Below are 17,626 nucleotides of genomic sequence, written 5' to 3' on the forward strand. Positions count from 1 at the left end.
GCTAATCATCCTTTGGCGACACATCCAGTGGGCGCGTCCAGAAAAGCTCATGTCGACGAACCGCCTTGCGGAAAAACTCATCCTCCCCGGTGCGAGGCCAGCGACGCCCGGCCAACAACCGCTGGATCATTCGCCGCAGCTGTCTTTTGAAGGGTGGACGCCCCTGCAGATCGTGCTGCATGCCTAAGGCCATCGCCTTGTCCATGCGGGTTGGTGCATCCAGCAGCGGACTCCACAGGCCATCGGCCGGCAACGGCTCGATGGCTGGCGGCAAGGCGATACCATAGCCTGCCGGACCCATTGGCCAACGGTCGTTATCGTGCAGGTGGTTGGCATACAGCAGCAGGGTACGTGGGCGCCAGGTACTGAGTTCAATTGCCTCCATCAAGGCGCGAGTACCGGCAACATGGTCGCTGTGAGGATCCAGTTCGGGATGAGGTGTCACTACCGCGTCCGGTCGGTGATGCTCAAGCAGTCCTACCAGATCGGCCACCAGGTTGCGCCAACTGGGCTGGCCGTCAACGTCACCAGGCAGACTCAGGGCGTTGAACCGGCGCACGTCCCGAGTATCACTATCGCCCGACTCCAGAGAGCCGAAGCTTCGCTCCGGTTGCTGCGCCATTGCCCCTAACTGAAGGCAGTAGTAGCCCAATTGCACACACTGCTGCTGCCCCACCCCACCCCACAGCGGTACCGCCAGGCTGTCCCAGCTACGCAGGCGGCCCTTCAGACGAGCGGCTTGAGCCATGTCCAGGCCCATATCGCGATAGTTATCGGCTTCGATTTCACCCTGGGTGAGCGTGACAATGGCCACATCGCTCGCCCGACTATAGAGACCAAAAGCCGCGAGTTCGGCATCATCGGCATGAGGGGCAATGATAAGCAAACGTTGCTGGCCAAAGTCCGGGTTGCTCAGGACATGAAGGGTCGCCTGTGACGCCAGGCTGCAAAAACGGCCGTGCACTCTCAGGGCGCCGCTTGCCAGTAGCGAATCCTGTCCGGACAGATTGAGGAAACGTTCCCCCGCGACACCGCGCTCCAGATCCTGACGATCGTCACCGATCCATACCTGAGGATCGAAAAAACGCCCCAACCAATGGCTTTTGACCCGCACCTGCAGAATCAGAGTCTGCCCCGCACTGAACGCGCCCGCCACCTGCAAGAGACCATCGTTCAAAATGGCAGAAAACTGCAGCGTGCCTGCAGGGAAGTCATAACGATAGTCGTCGTCCGGAGCATAGAACAGATGATCGCAAAACCAGGCCTCGTGGGCGACCCAGCCCAACAGCAGGAAAAGCGGCGACGCCCACCACGACACAAAAAAACCCAGTGCCGACGCCACCAGCAGCATGCCAATCAGTATCAGGCGTTTGCGTTGACGATGGCGTTTGAGCAATTGCTGTTTGCGTCCGCTCATGGCTGTTTACCCTCGCTCAAACCTGATAGACCGGAACCCGGTGACACCAGCGATCCTTGTATTCGCGATCGGCACGGCCGAACGAATAACGCAGCGGCTTGCCCAGGGCGCGAGCCTGCTCCCAAGCGGTTTGGGTATTGACGAAACTGAGCACGCTGCCAGGACTGAACTCGCGACTCTGCGGGTCGACGCCGCCGTTGATGTACTCAAGACTGGTCCACTTGGGTGCCTCGACCCGGTACAGGATCTGGATAGCCACCGGCTCGTCGTTCAGGTAAATCAAGGACCCGGTCATGAACTCTCGCATCAGGCCGAACACATCAGCCAGATGTTTTTTGCCCGGGGCTTCGAAGTTCCAGCGGCGTTGGAACAGGTCTGCATAGATGGCCGCCTGTTCGCTGGCGCTCAGCTCCAGCATAGGCCGGATAATGCCACCCGCATCCTCCAACAAACGCTGCTCGCGTCGTTGGTTGTAACGAAACTTCTTACTGTATTCCTCGGGTTCACGGGCCAGCGCCAACCCCTCAGGCTGCTCAGCAAGGCCGGTCACGTTCCGGGCATTGAGCTCGGACACATAGCGCATGCGATGTCGTACACGAATCCGAGCGTCTTCGGCAACCGGCAGGATAACCTCGGCATTGCCAAGATCGAGCATGCCACGCTTGCCTTGACGCTTGAGCACATCCTTGGATAAGGCCACATGACGTCCCCAGGTCGGGATCGCAGCACACAATTGCCCGTCAACGAACCACCCCAGGTAACGCACCGGAATACCTACAAGCCCGGCCAGGCGCTCGACCACATCGGGATGAGTTGCCACACTGCCGCCAAACTGTTGCCAGGCCTGGGCGTAAGCCACAGCATCAATGGGGGTCCAACCACTTTCTCGCCAAGACCGCCAGTAACTCAAAATCAAACGAAGGACTCCTTCGCTGCCTCTTCGGCACCTTCGACGAAATCTTTCTCGTGCAAGCGGGCATAGAAGCCATTGAGTGCCAGCAACTCGGCATGAGTACCGCGCTCGACGATGCGCCCCTTGTCCATCAACAGGATCAAGTCGGCCTTCTCGATAGTCGACAAGCGGTGAGCAATCACCAGCGTGGTGCGCCCTTTTATCACTTGATCCAAAGCTGCCTGGATGTGGCGCTCGGACTCGGTATCAAGGGCCGAGGTCGCCTCATCCAGGATCAACAACGGTGCGTTCTTGAGCAGCGCACGGGCTATCGCCAGGCGCTGACGCTGCCCTCCGGAAAGCAGGACGCCGTTTTCGCCCACCAGCGTGTCGTACCCCTGAGGCATCTGTTCGATGAACTCGGCGGCGTAGGCATCTTCAGCCGCCTTGCGCACAGATTCGAACGGCGCATCGGCAAGGTCACCATAAGCGATGTTATTAGTGACGCTGTCGTTGAACAGAGTGACCTGCTGGGTCACGAGGGCGATGTGGCGCCGCAGGTTGGTAAGTTTGTATTGCTCGACGTCCACCCCATCGAGCAGGATCTGGCCCTGGTCATGGTGATAGAAACGCGGGATCAGGTTGGCCAAGGTCGACTTTCCGCTGCCCGAACGCCCCACCAGAGCAATCATCTGACCTTCTTCGGCCGTAAAGGAAATGTCATCGAGCACGATCTTCTCGGTCCCCGGATACTGAAAGCTCAGGTTACGCACTTCCAGACGCCCGTTGACACGAGCCATCTCCTTGGTCCCCGTATCGACTTCCGGTTCCTCGTCAAGCTGCTCGAAAATGCTATCCGCTGCGGCCAAGCCTTTCTGGATCGTGGCACTGACTTCCGACAATTGACGAATGGGCTTGGGCAACAAACCGGCAGCCGTGATGTAGGCAACCAGCTCGCCAGCAGAAGCATCGCCGCGAAGATAAAGCACCAGGTACATCAACACGGCCATGCCGATGTAGATCACCAACTGCAACATCGGCGTATAGATCGACTGGGTCCGGGTCATACCCAGGCTGCGGTTCATGTTATCGGCGCTGGCCTTGTGAAACCGTTCGATTTCGTAACTTTCACCGCCAAAGCTGCGAACCACACGGTAGCCCTGGATCGTCTCCGAGGCCACGTGAGTCACATCGCCCATCGCCACCTGGATTTTCTTGCTCTGTTTACGAAATTTCTTGCTCGCGCTACTCACCAGAATGGCAATAACCGGCAGAATCGCCAGCAATACCAGCGTCATCTTCCAGTTGCTGTACAGCAAATAACCGAACAGGAACACCACCGTCAGGCCCTCACGGATCACGACCTTGATCGCATCGGTGGCGGCACCGGTGACCATGGTCACGTTATAGGTAATACGGGATATCAGATGGCCGGAGTTATGGTTGTCAAAGTAACGGTTGGGCAGGGTCAGGAGGTTGTCGAAGAGGGCGCAACGCAGGTCGTGGACAACGCCACGGGCAACCTTGGCCAGGTAGTAATTACCCAGGAATGAGCCTATGCCTTGGTAGACGGCAATGAGCACGATCAGCAACGGCACGCCGAGCACCAACGAAACGCCCATGAACTGAGTGTCGTTGGGCTTCTGCAAAGCGTCGAGAAAATGCTTGAGCATATCTGCCAGCATTGGCTGGCTGGATGCGAACAGCACGAAACCGATAATACTGATGGCGAAAGCACCCCAGTACGGGAGCACGTATTTCAGCAACCGCAAGTAAATCGTCATGCTCGACTGCTGGTCGATATTGGCCATTCGGTGCGCCTCGGACGTTTGAAAAAGAGACAAGGTCTGGATTGTAACAGCGAACGAATTACAACACCGGCGCAGTCAGGACTGAACGACTGGACAGCACAGCGATAGCAATTCGCCTTCGCGTCAAAAGCATCAAGAAACCGAAACGCTCTAGATGGAGCTTTTGGTTTCAGCGCCCTCTCGAGCAGCCAACACAATACTCAAGGCGATCGGCAACCACATGACCAACCAGTCGGCGTTCGGCTTGAGCCAGAGACCGATGCCATCGGTCATCAACGACGCCCCGGAAAAAACCCAGAGTGCCAGCAACACTTGACCCAACGGCTGAGCTCGCGAAATCCAGCCGCGCCAGCCAGCCACCAGCCACAGCCAGCCGAACAGCAGCAGACCAGGCACCCCGAGACGCACTCCGGCGTCCAGAAAGAGGTTATGGGGATGTTTGAAGGACCTTCCTATTTCAGGGACCGGTATCAGGTACTCTTTGAATCCCAGCCCGGTCACCCAGTGGTCCAGAATCAACTGAATACCACCTCGCCATAGCTCGGGACGGTAAGAGACGCCACGCTGCAATAGAACCTCGGGTTTGAATAGAGCAATGCACGCCACTCCCAACGCCCCCAGAAGGATCAGGCCGCTTCCCAGGCGTGACGGTCGCGCTACGGCCATAACGAGAAAACAGACGGCCAAGCCGATCCAAACACCACGCGTTTGGCTGAAGCCCAGAAACAGCGCATATCCGATCGCTGGGATCAGCAGCAACGCCATCACAACAGGAGGGAAACGCCTGGTTCGCAGTGTGAACGCGCCCATGATTGCCAAGGCGCCCACCGCGTGCGCCGCCATGATCGCGGTGTCCCATAAGCCGATGGCGATCACCCGGGAGTGCAAAGATCGCGCGGATAGACCATAAAAATATGCCCAAGAAGCGGCCGCAAAAACACCACCGATAATCGATGCGTACAACAACATGGACTCTAGCCGCCATTTGCGGTTCTGTGCCGCCAGCAACACGCCTGCCAGGGTCAAGGCTACATAGAATGTCACCTTGACCTTGCCTAAGAGGTTATCGCCCCCTTCGACCGCCAATACCAGGAACGTCCAGGCAACGAACAAGAGGAAAAAAATGCACTCCGGCTGTTTGAGTAACAGGCGAAAATCCCGATGAAACAGCGCCAGCAAGGCGGGCAGCCAGAGCAGTACAATCAACATCTGGTGATAAAGCTTGTTGCTCGGCAGTACCCACGGGCCACATAACAAAATGAGGAACCCGATGGATGCCCACACCGCCAGGACATCCTTGCTAATAAACCTTTTCATTTCTGACAGCACTTAACTTTTCCCCAGCATTCGATCGGCAACTCGTTGCAACTGAGCTTTATCTGCGTTCTTCCAGCCCCCCTTAATGCAATAGTGCTCGCTAAGGTAGTGCAGGAAGTTACGTCTTAATTGCTCGTCAAGCGGCCATCGCGGGAAGGCACGCGCCAATTCCACCGCCTGTTCAGCGGTGTCGGCATGCATCACCAGCCCCTCTATGTTGAAAAACGCTTGGCCCAAGGTAAGCACGGGCCTGCCCAGGAGCAGGCTTTCCAGGCCAACCGTCGAATTGATCGTCATCACAAAAAGACTGGACTCGATCAATTGCTGGGTAGAGTTACCGTTGGCGAACAGCACACGATCACCGGTACGCTCATGCAGTTCTGGATACGTCTCTCGACTGGACGGATGCTCCTTGAACACCACTGTCAGCCCCGTCTCTTTAGCCAGTCGTTCGCCCAAGGCAAACATCTCGCGCATGTTGCTGATCCAGGGAGAAAACAGCCGAACCTGGCTATCTCGGTCATCCTGAAACGGAACAAAGACGAACTGCTGCGGCAGCGCAATGGGTGCCGGCCCAGTGGTACGAGGCGGACGGGGGATCAGCACTGGTGCGGCCTGGTTTTCAGGCACGAGGTAAGGATAGTTGAGGTAAAAATCGGCCTCACGCGGAACCGCATTCAGGTAATTCACGCCCTTGGGGTCCACCGTCGTGGTATCGGGCAACAGGCCATTCTCGAAAAAGAACGTCTTGCAACTCGACGGGGCCAGCGCCGTCAGCAATCGGCAATAGCGATGGGAACCATTCCAGAATACCAATGCATCAGGACGCTCACGATTGAGCAAAGCCTGCGTCCGCAATGCCATCCCAAAGAGTTCAAGACGTAACAGCAGGCGGTAAAGCCGGCCATTGCTCTTGTTCTTGACGCGACGTTCCTCGCATTTCTCTTCGATCAGGCTCGCCCAGTCGATGCGAGAAAGGATCCTGGATATCTGCAGTGAGCCGAACCAGGGCATCTGTGAAGGGGTAACTACTTTGCCTTGTAGTTCTGTTTCGTTGAGCAACCGATTGAAATAAAGGCCTTGATGAGCGGCCAAGGAAATGAACAGCATTGTCGTCATGGAGTGTCCAGAAGATAGGCAGCATCTACACGCCTGCCGACGCATGGCGAATAGCAACATGGATCAGAACCAACACTCTGTGACAGAGTCCAGGCGACCCCATGGACAGCGCCGGGATCCTTTGAAATGTGGCGCGACTATACCACAGCTGTTTTTGCAGCATGCACACTGCGGTAACATAGCCGGCGGCTCATCCATCGGGCCAGTTTTTGGAGCACTGATGCAAACGCTCGACCATGCACTTTATCTCAGCCTGCGCGAAGGTGCCGAGGTTCTCGAAGCCGATGGTAAAGGGGATAAAGTCCTGCGCCTGACGGATGGCTCGATACTCAAGCTGTTTCGTCGCAAACGCCTGCTGACCTCCGCGCTCTGGGCTCCTTACGCCAAGCGCTTCGCCGATAACTGCCGAACGCTGCGCGAACGCGGCATCGAGTGCCCGGAAATTCTCCAGGTTTATCGCATCCCCAGCATCAAGTGCGATGCCGTCCATTACACGCCACTGCCTGGCTACACCCTGCGCCAACTGCTAAACGTGGATACTAATGAGGATCTTCAGGCACGATTGGGAGAGTTCGTTGCACGGTTGCATCAGAACGGCATCTACTTTCGCTCCGCGCACCTGGGCAACGTCGTATTGACGCCGCAAAACACGTTGGGACTGATCGACATTGCCGATCTGCGCACCTACCGCAAGCCGCTTCGCAAAGGCCTGCGCCTGCGCAATTTCAAGCATATGTTGCGCTATCGGCAGGAGCGCGATTGGCTACTCAAGGACAACCAGTTCCTGGAGCACTACCTGACCCACCAACGCCTGTGCAATGAACTGGAAGTGAGGCTGGCGCTCAACGCTTGAGCCATCTACCTCCCGAGGTCAACCGACTGCAGGCAGCCTGAAGGTCTCGAAGTCCCGCACAGGCTCTACGTCGTGCAACAGGTTATCGACTAGTTGAACGGTCTTCGCCAATCCCTGAGAACCGTACACCAAGTGATAATCGGCGAAATGGCGGGCTCGGGCCACATGCCCCTGGTAATCGCACTCAAGCGCCTGCAACTGACGGGACAATTCAGGTTCATCACGAACTTGAGGTCCAAAAAAAAGCGAATGGGAAAAAATGTCCTGATCACTGCCCGCGTTCACATGGATCACCGGCCGGCCCGCCAACCCTGCCTCAATACCGGCATTGGACATGATATTGATCACAACGCTGGCCTGGGCCAGCGCCTGGGCCAGCGAGCACGTGATATCCAGCAGCTCTACGTTGGCCAACCGCTCGGCAGCAGCACTCCAGAATTGCGCCTTGCTACGCGGGTGACGCTTGAACAGTACGCGATAGTGCGGATTGCGCTCGGCCCAATCGCACAATAGCTGATAGGTGTTCTGGTAGCCCGAGTCTTTCTCCCGATCAGGACCAACCCCCAAAACCAACACCGTTCGGAGCGCCGGGTCGGCGACAGGCAGATCATAGGTTTCATCGACCAGGTAGGACCCGACCAGCACGACTGTCGACTCACCAAACCGCAAGGTTCGCTCTTGCAAGGCAACAAGCGAACTGCGCCCAAAGACGCCGTAGAAATCAAAGTCGTTCATCGCCAGCCGCCGAGAAGACTCCAGCGTCGCGGCGTGGGCCAGATGCAGCAGTCGAGCGCCACGCGCAGCCAATGCCAGGCGCAGAAATGGCGCATGGAGACTACCGTTGCGCTCGTTGATCAACACCTTGGGCTGATAGGTCATCACTAACCACTGGGCATGGGCCGCGTATACCAGATATCGCAGCGGTACAGACTGCGCAGGTGCCATAAGCATTCGCTGCGCGCAAGCATCCGACGGCGAGCGTAAAGCGGCTTCCTTCAGATGGTGTCCGCGCTCGCGCAGAGCCTCGATCAAAATATTCTTGCGCTGCAATGCCATGGACTTGGGGGCCGAATGCAGCAACAGCACCTCACAGTGCATGGGGTCGACCGAACCACTCAAGCACGCTTTGGCGCGTATCCCGACAGCAACATCGACGAGCACATCACGAACCAGGCGCAGCAGGCTGCCAAAGCGACCATGACGCTCGCGTAGCAACTTCCAACGATAACGATCCAGCTCCCGTGCCTTTTGCGCCCAGCACCCATCAACCTGGAGCACTCCTTCGCCGGACAATGGCGCATTCATTTGAACAACAACCGAATGGCCTTGCGGGTATAGGGCCAACGCGTGAGAGAACGAATATCGGTGCGCACAGCTTGAACATAAAAAGCCCTGGCGTTGACATAATCGCCAGCGGTGTAGCAATCACGGAACAACGACAGGCAGCGCTGAGCCATGAAAGCCTGGCGCAAGTCCTGCAGTTCAGGTAAGCGCGCAGGGGAAAACACCTCGTCAACCATCCCAACGCCCGCCGCCAGGCTTTGCTTGAGGTCGTGCCGCATACTGTCATCATGCTTATAGATCAACGCCAGCGGCTGATCGAGAACGCTGCACGGGAAACGCGCCAACACCTGGGCAAACACCGGGATATCTTCGACGTTACGCAAGTGCTCGGGGTAATTGCCCGGCGCAAACACATCGCGATGCATCACGCAGGCACCGTTGGACAGCGTCACCGTCTTGTCCAGCAAGTAGCCACGCACACGTTCGCGCGGTGTGGCAGGCAAGGGCTTTACGCGATGCTGGACCCGACGGCCATCGGCAAACACCGACCAGTGCCCACCGATGATAAAACGGCTCTCGGGATGACTGGCGATATGTTGGGCCACCGCAGCCAGCGCGCCTGGAGCCATCTCATCATCGGCATCCAGGAAGATCATGTATGGCCCTCGTGCCTCCTCGATCCCGCGATTACGAACCGAAGATAGACCACCATTGGGTTTACGCAGAACTCGAAAGCAATTCGCATGTTCAGCCTGGAGCTGTTCCAGCACTTGTGGCGTCGCGTCAGTTGAACCGTCATCGATCACCAGCAGTTCAGCTGGAGCATCTCCCAACTGCGCCACAACAGAGTTCACCGCACGCGGCAATGTCTTGGCGTAGTTATAAGCAGGGATGACAACGCTGATAAACGTCTCAGTCATAAGCGTCCACGCCATCTTTGACCACCAGGATGTCTTCCATGATCAGGTACTGCAGATCGGAACCGAAGAACATGTTCAGCGCGTCGGTCGGCGAGCAGATCATCGGTTCGCCACGACGGTTGAGCGAAGTGTTCAGCGACACGCCGTTGCCGGTCAGCACTTCCAGGGCCTTCATCATGTCGTAGTAGCGCGGGTTGTACTCGCGCTTGAGCACCTGGGCCCGGGACGTGCCGTCTTCATGGACGACTTCCGGCACGCGGGTTTTCCATTCTTCGGCCACTTCGAAGGTGAACGTCATGAACGGCGCCGGGTGGTCGACCTTGATCATCTGCGGCGCGACGGTGTCGAGCATCGACGGGCAGAAAGGCCTCCAGCGCTCGCGGAACTTGATCTGTTCGTTAATGCGATCGGCCACGCCGCTGGCGCTTGGGCAACCGATGATCGAACGACCACCCAAGGCCCGCGGACCAAACTCCATGCGCCCCTGGAACCAGGCCACCGGGTTGCCGTCGACCATGATCTTGGCGATGCGCTCGGGGGTGTTGTCGATCTTGCGCCACGCAGGCTTGCTCGGATGACGGGCGCATGCAGCGATCACATCTTCGTTGCTGTAGGCCGGGCCGAGGTAGACGTGTTCCATCTTCTCTACGGGTACGCCACGAGCGTGGGACACATAAGACGCAGCCCCCACGGCAGTACCGGCGTCGCCGGAAGCCGGTTGCACGAACAGCTCCTTGACGTCGTCACGGGCGATGATTTTCTGGTTCAACTTGACGTTCAACGCACAGCCACCCGCGAAGGCCAGCTTGCCGGTTTCCTTGAGCACGTCGCCCAGGTAGTGGTCGATCATCTGGAGCGCGAGCTTCTCGAACAGCGCTTGCATGCTCGCCGCGTAGTGAATGTACGGCTCGTCGGCGATATCGCCTTCACGTTTCGGGCCGAGCCATTCGATCAGCTTCGGCGAGAAGTAGAAGCCCTTGCCCTTCTCTTTATAGCGACGCAGGCCGATCACGTTGGCGTAGTCGGTGTTGATCACCAGCTCGCCGTTTTCAAAAGAAGCCAGGCGCGAGAAATCGTACTTGCTGGCATCGCCATAGGGCGCCATGCCCATGACCTTGAACTCACCGTCGAGCATCTCGAAGCCGAGGAATTCGGTGATCGCGCCGTACAGGCCGCCCAGGGAGTCCGGGTCGAAGAACTCCTTGATCTTGTGGATCTTGCCGTTTTCGCCGTAGCCAAAGAAGGTCGTGGCGTATTCGCCCTTGCCGTCGATGCCCAGGATCGCGGTTTTTTCCTGGAAGCCCGAGCAGTGGTAGGCACTGGAGGCGTGAGCCAGGTGGTGCTCGACCGGCTCGATCTTGATTTTCTTCGGATCGAAGCCCAGTTGCTCCAGACACCAGACGATCTTGCGGCGATAGCGCTTGTAGCGACGGTTGCCCATCAGGATCGCGTCAAGGGCGCGGTCCGGGGCGTACCAGTAACGCTTGGCGTAGTGCCAGCGCGCCTCGCCGAACAGGCTGATCGGGGCGAAGGGGATCGCCACTACATCGACGTCGGAAGGCTTGATACCGGCCTGCTCCAGGCAGAACTTCGCCGACTCGTAGGGCATGCGGTTCTTTGCATGTTTATCGCGTACGAAGCGCTCTTCCTCGGCCGCTGCGATCAGCTTGCCGTCAATGTACAACGCAGCGGAAGGATCATGGCTAAGGGCGCCGGACAGGCCAAGAATCGTCAATGCCACAGGGGTCTAGCCTCTTATGTCTGCATACGGGCGACAAGCGCCGCGAAAAATTGATGTGCCGCGCGCCCAGGGCACGGGGCAGCTAAAGGGCGGGATTATAGCTTAAAAGCGGCATTAAGCCTCTAGCGACAAGCGGCGAGTGGCTTTATTGGGAGCCAAGCCCGGTCCTGTGGCGAGGGAGCTTGCTCCCGTTCGACTGCGCAGCAGTCGTAAACCTGCTAACGGTTTTACAGGTGCACCGTGTTGAATGGCTTTGGGGCTGCTGTGCAGCCCAGCGGGAGCAAGCTCCCTCGCCACAGGGTTCCCTGAGGGCCTTAAGTAAACAGGGCCTTCACCTGTGATTTACAGGGTAGAAGAGACGCTATCGGCCTCTCTAGGCAACCGCTGATCAATCACCCGATACAACCCACTGTCCTCAGGCCAATTACGCATGAACCGCGCGCGATCCCGGGTGTACGCCTGGGCGAAGCTGGCGTGGGTGCGGTGCTGGCACATGGAGTCGAGGTCGATCAGCGCCCAGCGGTCGTGCTGCCAGAACAGGTTGTGGCCCTTGAAGTCGCCGTGACTGATGCGTTCGCGGATGAGGTCCGCGAACAAGCGATCCAGCGCCAGCAATTCCGTCTCGGGGGCGTCACCGTTTTCCACGTAGGGAGCAAAACGCTCGATGATGTCGGGCCCGGACAGGTATTCGGTCACCAGGTACGCACCGCGGCGCAGCCACAGGAAACGCTTTTCCAGCAGAGCCAGGGGCTTGGGCGTGGCGATGCCGAGAAAGGCCAGGCGATGGCCTTCGCGCCAGGAATGCCAGGCGCGACTCGGGCGCCAGAAGCGCTTGAGCCAATGGGCGAAGTTCTTGATGTTGTAGCGCTTGATCACCAAGGTGCGACCGTTCACCTCGACTTTGCCGACACTGGCCGCGCCGCCGGTCTTGAATAGGTGTCCCTGGTCGAGCAATGCATCGGCCTGCTCCAGCACCGGTATCATGGCCGCTTCTTCATCACGGCGGATCGCCCGCAGGCCAAACGCCCCGCGTTGCACGCTGAACAGGCTGCACTCGCGCCCGACTTTCGCGAGGAAATCCTTCAGGCGCCAGGCTTGCACCTTGTCGATCTGTTTTTGCAGCGCCTCCATGGGCAGCGCGTGTTCGGCGTTGCCTAGCAGGTAATGCACCAACAGCTCTTCATTGAACGGCTGGAGGGCTTTGGGAAGCTGAGCGAAAAACACCCCCAGGTTCTCCAGGACTTTCTGCCGCGACAGCGGTTGGCCTGGGGTTTCAGCACGGATGCCGGCGCCGTCGATCAAGTAGAGCTTGCCGTCGTGACGCAGCAGATTGTCCAGGTGCAGGTCTTCCTGCCATAGGCCTTTGCTGTGCAATTGCGCGATAGCGCCCAGGGCTTCGGCCAATACCGCCGTTTGCTCGTCAGCCAGCAATGGCAGGTGCTCGACCTGTTTCCAGGCATCCCCCAGGCTCTCGGCGCCTTCGAGCAATTCGAACAACAACCAGCCGCCTTCACCCTCTTTCAGGCCATCGGCCAGCAACAACGGCGTGGTCAGCCCCTGCTCCGCCAGCAGGCGCACGCCTTGCAGCTCCCGCTGGAAATGCCGGGCAGCCTTGCTGCCCACCAATAATTTGGCCAATACCGGCCGGCCACGCCAGACGCCCGCGCCGACGTAACGTTGCCCCGGCAACACCCGCAACAGCGAAAGCAGCTGCAACTTCGCCGGGCCGGCGGCATCGGCCAGCTCCAGGCTCAGGGGCAGGCTGGGACTGCGGCCGGCGTTCTTCAGTTCGGACAAGTGCATCAACGGGCTTCCTTGTGGCTGCGCCGGATGGTCAGGCGGGTCATCCAGCTATCGACCAGCGCTCCGTCGAGCGGCTGGTCCAGATAAACAGACAGCAATTGGCGCACCTCGTCGTGACTCCAGATCGAGGCGCGACGCAGCAACGGCTCCAGGTCCTTGATCCGATCTCGCAGGCCGAACAGCAGTGGCCGGGTCTTTTCCAGATCAATCAATTGCGCCTGGTAACCGCTATCGCTGGCTTGCAGAAAGATGTGTTTTGGATAGAAACAACCGTGCACCTGATGCATGCCGTGCAGACGCCGCGCCAACTGGCCGCAGGCTTTCAAAATGGTGGTGCGTTGCGCCGCCGTCAGGGTCGACCAGCGCCGCAGCAGTGAATCCAGGTCATCCCAGCCGTCCAGGGCTCGGGTCAGCAAGACCGCTCGCACCTCGCCATTCACCTTGCGCTGACCATAGAACACCGCTTGCAGGGCCGGAATGCCCAGCTGGCGAAAACGGCTGATGTTGCGAAACTCCCGCGAGAAACTGGGCTCGCCAAACGGGTGGGACAAGGTCCGGGTCAGGTAATTGCTCTGGCGCTTGAGGTAATAACCCTGCCCCTCCAGGTCCAGCCGGAACACACTGCTCCAGCCGCCACCCAAGGTGTTGGGTTCGTCCACCGCGTCCAGTTGCCGCGCCCACAAGGCCTCGAAGCTGTCCAGGCCATGACGTTGCAACAACGCCCGGTCTTCAGCGGCCAGAAAATCAGTCATTCACGCCCCTCGAAAAATCTCACCACGTGACGGATGCGTTTCTTGTCGCACGCATTGAGCCGGTCGCGCTGGCGGTATTGCAGGTAGAACCGCAGGCGCTGCGTGGCCGACAAGTGATACTTGGCCACTTTGTCCAGGCACGCCAAATCCTTGGTGATGCGGTACTTGAGCCAGAAGCCGCGCCAGAAGTCGCCGTTCGGGCAGTCGATCAGGTACAGCTTCGCCTGGTCATCGACCAGCAGGTTGCGCCATTTCAGATCATTATGGGTGAAGCGCTGCTCGTGCATGGTCCGTGTGTAACCGGCCAGTTGCCGGCTCACGCCTTCAACCCAGGCGCGGTCGGCCAGCCTCGGATCGCGACGCTCGGCCAGCGCCGAGAGGTCTTCGGTATGCGGCAGTTCACGGGTGATCATCGCGCCACGGGCATAGGTCGCGCCGCTTCGCTCCAAGCCCCAGCCCACGACTTCGGCGGTGGGAATGCCCCATTTGGCGAAGCGCTTGAGGTTCTGCCATTCGGACTTGACCCGCGGCTTGCCCAGGTAACGGCGCAAGCCCTTGCCCGCCCCGACGTAGCGCTTGACGTAGTAATTCACGCCGTTGCGCTGCACCCGGATCACCTCTGACAACGGATCACGGGTCAAACGCTCCCCTTGCAACGCGAAGACCGCCTCGAGGCTGCCGAAATCCTGCGCCAGGTCGGCGTAGGCCGGCTCCAGTGTCCAACCTGACATCAGAGCGCGTCCCCGTATCGCTGCTTGCGGGCATACAGCTTGTTGGCCTTGCCTTCGAGCCAGGCCAGCAGCGACGCCTCTTCAGCGAGGATCCGGCGCAACGGCTGCTGGAAATAGCCCTTGAGAAAACGCAATTTGTCGCGCCGGGTCAGGCCAATGTCCAGCGCCGAGAAATACAGCGCCGCCAGGTCCTTGTTGCGCCAGCGAGCGGTGATGGCTGGACGGGTCTGGGCACGGTGCAGGTCGATCACCGAAAGCTTGAAGTCGGCAGGCGTCACCGGCTTGTCGGTGTGCAGCAGGAAGTGGCAGATGTAGCAGTCGCGATGGTTGACCCCGGCGCGGTGCATCATGCCGGTCATGCGCGCCACTTCGGCGATCAGGGCACGCTTGAGTGCCGGTGGCGGCGGCTGCTTGACCCAGTCGATGCTGAAGTCTTCGAGGCTGACGGTCGGCGCCAGCTCTTCGGTGACGATGAACGAGTGCTGGTCCGCCGGATTGCTGCCCTTCTCGCCGTAGGCGACAGCGGTCATGGTCGGCACGCCAGCCTCCTGCAAACGCTGGATAGCCTTCCACTCCTGCCCTGCCCCGAGGACCGGCAGCTTGGCGGTGAACAAGTTCTTGAAGATCTCGCCCCAACCGATGCCACGGTGGATCTTCACGAAAAAGCCGCGACCGTCCACCTCCGTGCGCAAGGTGCGCCGGGCTTCCAGTTCACGATAGACCTCGCCCTTGAGCGCTTCGACTTCGGTGAACGCATCGCGCCCGGCCCAAAGGCTCTTGAACGGTTCGGCCAGCATCAACTTCATTGCGCGTGCTCCGCCAAAATCACATCGGCCGCGTGCTGCGGCATGCTGTAGAGGTCGGCCGTCTCGGCGAAGGCCAGACCGTTGCGGCTCCAGGCCGTCCGGGCATCGGCATCGTTCAACATGCGGCCCAGGTACTCGGTGAGCTGGGCTTGTTCGAACGGCTCGTCCAGCACCAGGCCACTGTCGGCCTCGGCGATGTAATGGGCGTATCCACACACCGCGCTGACCAGCACCGGCAATCCGGCCACCAGCGCTTCGAGCAGTACGGTGCCGGTGTTCTCGTTGTACGCCGGATGGATCAACAGGTCGGCACCCAGCAGGAAACGCGGGATGTCGCTGCGGCCCTTGAGGAACCGTACGTTGTCACCGAGCCCCAGTGCGGCGCTCTGCAATTGGAATACTTTGGGGTCGTCCTGGCCGATTACAAACAGCCGGGTGCGTTTTCTCAATTCGGCGGGCAGCGCGGCCAGGGCCTTGAGGCTGCGATCCACGCCCTTGGTCTTGAACCCGGAACCGATCTGCACCAGCAGCAGGTCGTCATCGGCCAATTCGAATTCGGCCCGGAACGCCGCGCGGATCTCGTCGGCGTCGGCGGGCCGACGCCGGTCCTGGGCAATGCCCGGCGGCAGCAGGTGAAAGCGCTCCAGCGGCGTGCCGTAGTGCTTGATGAACAGTGGCTGCTGGACTTCGGAAATCATCAGCACGTCGGTCTTGGCATCCTTGGCGAACACCGCCCGCTCGTACTCGGCGAAATGCCGGTAGCGGCCCCAGCGCCGGTACAGCGAATTGCGCAGGTTCTGCGCTTTGTCTTCGAAACAGCCGTCGGCAGCGTAGTACACGTCCAGGCCGGGCATTTTGTTGAAGCCGATCAAACGGTCCACCGGGCGCTTGGCCAGGTCGGCCTCCATCCACGCACTGAGCTTCTCGTTACGGCGATGGTTGAACAGCGCCTTGACCGGCGCGACCAGCACCTCGAAGCCGGGCGGCACGTCACCTTCCCAAATCAGCGTGTAGACGCGGATCTGGTGACCGCGTCGCTGGCACTCCAGGGCGATGCGCATGAAGTCACGCTGCAGGCCACCGAAGGGGAAGTACTTATAAAGGACAAAAGCCAATTGCATCAGCGCGGCTCCTCAGCCAATAACGTGCTCAGGTGGCTGGCAACACGCTCGGGGTTCAGACGCGTGAAGCACAGGGGCTGCTCGCGTTTCAGGTCAAACCGCCGGGCATCTTCGGCGGTGGGTGGGTAAGTGCACTGCTTTTGCATGCAAGGCGCACAGGGGAAATCGCTGGCGAGATGGATCTGGCCCTTGCCGTAGGCGCCGGTCAGCACCGGATTGGTCGGGCCAAGCAACGAAATGGTCGGTACGTCCAGGGCCGCGGCCAGATGACCGAGACCGGTGTCCACGGCCACACAGGCCTGGGCACCGGCAAGCACCTTGCCCATCCCGCCGAGGTTCAGCTTCGGCAGCACCAAGGCGTTGCGCAACCCGTTGGCGATGCGTTCGGCCCGGGCCTTTTCGGCGGGGTTGCCCCACGGCAGTTTTACCACCACGCCGAACTGCCCCATGCGCTCGGTGAGCTGGCGCCAGTAAAGTTCGGGCCAATGCTTGGACTCCCAGGTCGTGCCGTGCAGAAACACCACGTAGGGATAGGGGCGTGGCAATTCCACCAATCGGTCGACGTTGAGACCATAGTTACCCAGCGTCTGCGGCAAGTCATACCCCAGCGCCAGGGCAAACAGCTGCCGTACGCGCTCGACCGCATGCTGACCACGAGCCACCGCCAGGCGTCGGGAATAAAAGCGCGCCGCCAGGGGCTCACGCGCCGAATTTTTATCCAGACCGGCCACCGGGGCCTTGACGTAACGGGTCAGCCAGGCGCTTTTCAGCAGGCCTTGGGCGTCGATGACCAGGTCGTATTTTTCGGCCCGCACGCTCTGCTTGAAGCGTCGCCATTCGCCACTCTTGATGGTTTGCCAGAGGTTCTTGCGCCAGCGACGGATCGCTACCGGAACGACTTTGCCCACGGCCGGGTGCCAGGTGGGGATTTCGGCAAAGCCTTCTTCCACCACCCAGTCGAACTTGATGCCAGGAATCGCCCGCGCCGCGTCGGTCAACGCCGGCAGGGTGTGGACCACATCCCCCAGCGAAGAGGTCTTGATCAGCAATACCCGCAAG

At 59.6% G+C, this 17,626-nt stretch carries 15 protein-coding genes; 1 reads left to right on the forward strand and 14 read right to left on the reverse strand.

Annotated features, from left to right (window positions below; all coding sequences use genetic code 11):
- Position 1 precedes the first annotated feature (1 nt).
- The 5 genes from V7773_RS23020 to V7773_RS23040 all read right to left on the reverse strand — a co-directional run bounded on the left by V7773_RS23020 (position 2) and on the right by V7773_RS23040 (position 6,556).
- The gene (locus tag V7773_RS23020; protein ID WP_336075338.1) at positions 2-1,417 is read right to left on the reverse strand and encodes a PIG-L deacetylase family protein; all 1,416 of its coding nucleotides are present in this window, start codon (positions 1,415-1,417) and stop codon (positions 2-4) included.
- A gap of 16 nt (positions 1,418-1,433) precedes the next feature.
- Positions 1,434-2,330 (reverse strand): GNAT family N-acetyltransferase, encoded by an 897-nt coding sequence (locus tag V7773_RS23025; RefSeq protein WP_336075380.1) that lies wholly within the window; start codon positions 2,328-2,330, stop codon positions 1,434-1,436.
- A complete protein-coding gene (gene msbA, locus V7773_RS23030) occupies positions 2,330-4,120 on the reverse strand; it encodes a lipid A export permease/ATP-binding protein MsbA (protein ID WP_063323217.1) in 1,791 nt (596 codons plus the stop codon). The genes V7773_RS23025 and msbA overlap by 1 nt, the downstream gene beginning before the upstream one ends.
- A 150-nt stretch (positions 4,121-4,270) precedes the next feature.
- A complete protein-coding gene (locus V7773_RS23035; RefSeq protein ID WP_336075339.1) occupies positions 4,271-5,437 on the reverse strand; it encodes an O-antigen ligase family protein in 1,167 nt (388 codons plus the stop codon).
- 12 nt (positions 5,438-5,449) lie between these two features.
- On the reverse strand, positions 5,450-6,556 hold the full coding sequence (locus V7773_RS23040) for a capsular polysaccharide export protein, LipB/KpsS family (protein ID WP_336075341.1): 1,107 nt from the start codon (positions 6,554-6,556) through the stop codon (positions 5,450-5,452).
- A gap of 220 nt (positions 6,557-6,776) precedes the next feature.
- On the opposite strand from V7773_RS23040, the gene V7773_RS23045 reads away from it, so the two are divergent.
- Positions 6,777-7,409 carry a phosphotransferase gene (locus V7773_RS23045; protein ID WP_063323220.1) on the forward strand — a complete coding sequence of 211 codons (633 nt, stop codon included), beginning with the start codon at positions 6,777-6,779 and terminating at the stop codon, positions 7,407-7,409.
- Between the two features lie 18 nt (positions 7,410-7,427).
- On the opposite strand, the gene V7773_RS23050 is transcribed toward V7773_RS23045, so the two are convergent.
- The 9 genes from V7773_RS23050 to waaC all read right to left on the reverse strand — a co-directional run bounded on the left by V7773_RS23050 (position 7,428) and on the right by waaC (position 17,625).
- Positions 7,428-8,714: a capsule biosynthesis protein gene (locus V7773_RS23050; protein ID WP_336075344.1), complete on the reverse strand. Its 1,287-nt coding sequence runs from the start codon at positions 8,712-8,714 to the stop codon at positions 7,428-7,430.
- Complete coding sequence (locus tag V7773_RS23055; protein WP_336075347.1) at positions 8,711-9,613, reverse strand: glycosyltransferase family 2 protein; 903 nt, start codon at positions 9,611-9,613, stop codon at positions 8,711-8,713. The genes V7773_RS23050 and V7773_RS23055 overlap by 4 nt, the downstream gene beginning before the upstream one ends.
- Positions 9,606-11,354 carry a carbamoyltransferase family protein gene (locus tag V7773_RS23060; RefSeq protein ID WP_336075348.1) on the reverse strand — a complete coding sequence of 583 codons (1,749 nt, stop codon included), beginning with the start codon at positions 11,352-11,354 and terminating at the stop codon, positions 9,606-9,608. The genes V7773_RS23055 and V7773_RS23060 overlap by 8 nt, the downstream gene beginning before the upstream one ends.
- A 342-nt stretch (positions 11,355-11,696) precedes the next feature.
- A complete protein-coding gene (locus V7773_RS23065) occupies positions 11,697-13,157 on the reverse strand; it encodes a lipopolysaccharide kinase InaA family protein (protein WP_336075351.1) in 1,461 nt (486 codons plus the stop codon).
- Positions 13,157-13,909 carry a lipopolysaccharide kinase InaA family protein gene (locus tag V7773_RS23070; RefSeq protein ID WP_336075352.1) on the reverse strand — a complete coding sequence of 251 codons (753 nt, stop codon included), beginning with the start codon at positions 13,907-13,909 and terminating at the stop codon, positions 13,157-13,159. Before V7773_RS23070 ends, V7773_RS23065 begins: the two co-directional genes overlap by 1 nt.
- Positions 13,906-14,640, reverse strand: coding sequence for a lipopolysaccharide kinase InaA family protein (locus V7773_RS23075; RefSeq protein ID WP_336075353.1), 735 nt, complete (start codon positions 14,638-14,640; stop codon positions 13,906-13,908). The genes V7773_RS23070 and V7773_RS23075 overlap by 4 nt, the downstream gene beginning before the upstream one ends.
- Positions 14,640-15,446 (reverse strand): lipopolysaccharide core heptose(I) kinase RfaP, encoded by an 807-nt coding sequence (gene rfaP, locus V7773_RS23080; RefSeq protein WP_092146691.1) that lies wholly within the window; start codon positions 15,444-15,446, stop codon positions 14,640-14,642. The genes V7773_RS23075 and rfaP overlap by 1 nt, the downstream gene beginning before the upstream one ends.
- Positions 15,443-16,567 (reverse strand): glycosyltransferase family 4 protein, encoded by a 1,125-nt coding sequence (locus V7773_RS23085; protein WP_092345499.1) that lies wholly within the window; start codon positions 16,565-16,567, stop codon positions 15,443-15,445. The genes rfaP and V7773_RS23085 overlap by 4 nt, the downstream gene beginning before the upstream one ends.
- Complete coding sequence (gene waaC, locus V7773_RS23090) at positions 16,567-17,625, reverse strand: lipopolysaccharide heptosyltransferase I (protein WP_336075354.1); 1,059 nt, start codon at positions 17,623-17,625, stop codon at positions 16,567-16,569. Before waaC ends, V7773_RS23085 begins: the two co-directional genes overlap by 1 nt.
- Position 17,626 lies beyond the last annotated feature (1 nt).

Origin of the sequence: Pseudomonas sp. 3JA, assembly GCF_036961705.1 — a bacterium.
Taxonomy (GTDB): Bacteria; Pseudomonadota; Gammaproteobacteria; order Pseudomonadales; family Pseudomonadaceae; genus Aquipseudomonas; species Aquipseudomonas fluorescens_Q.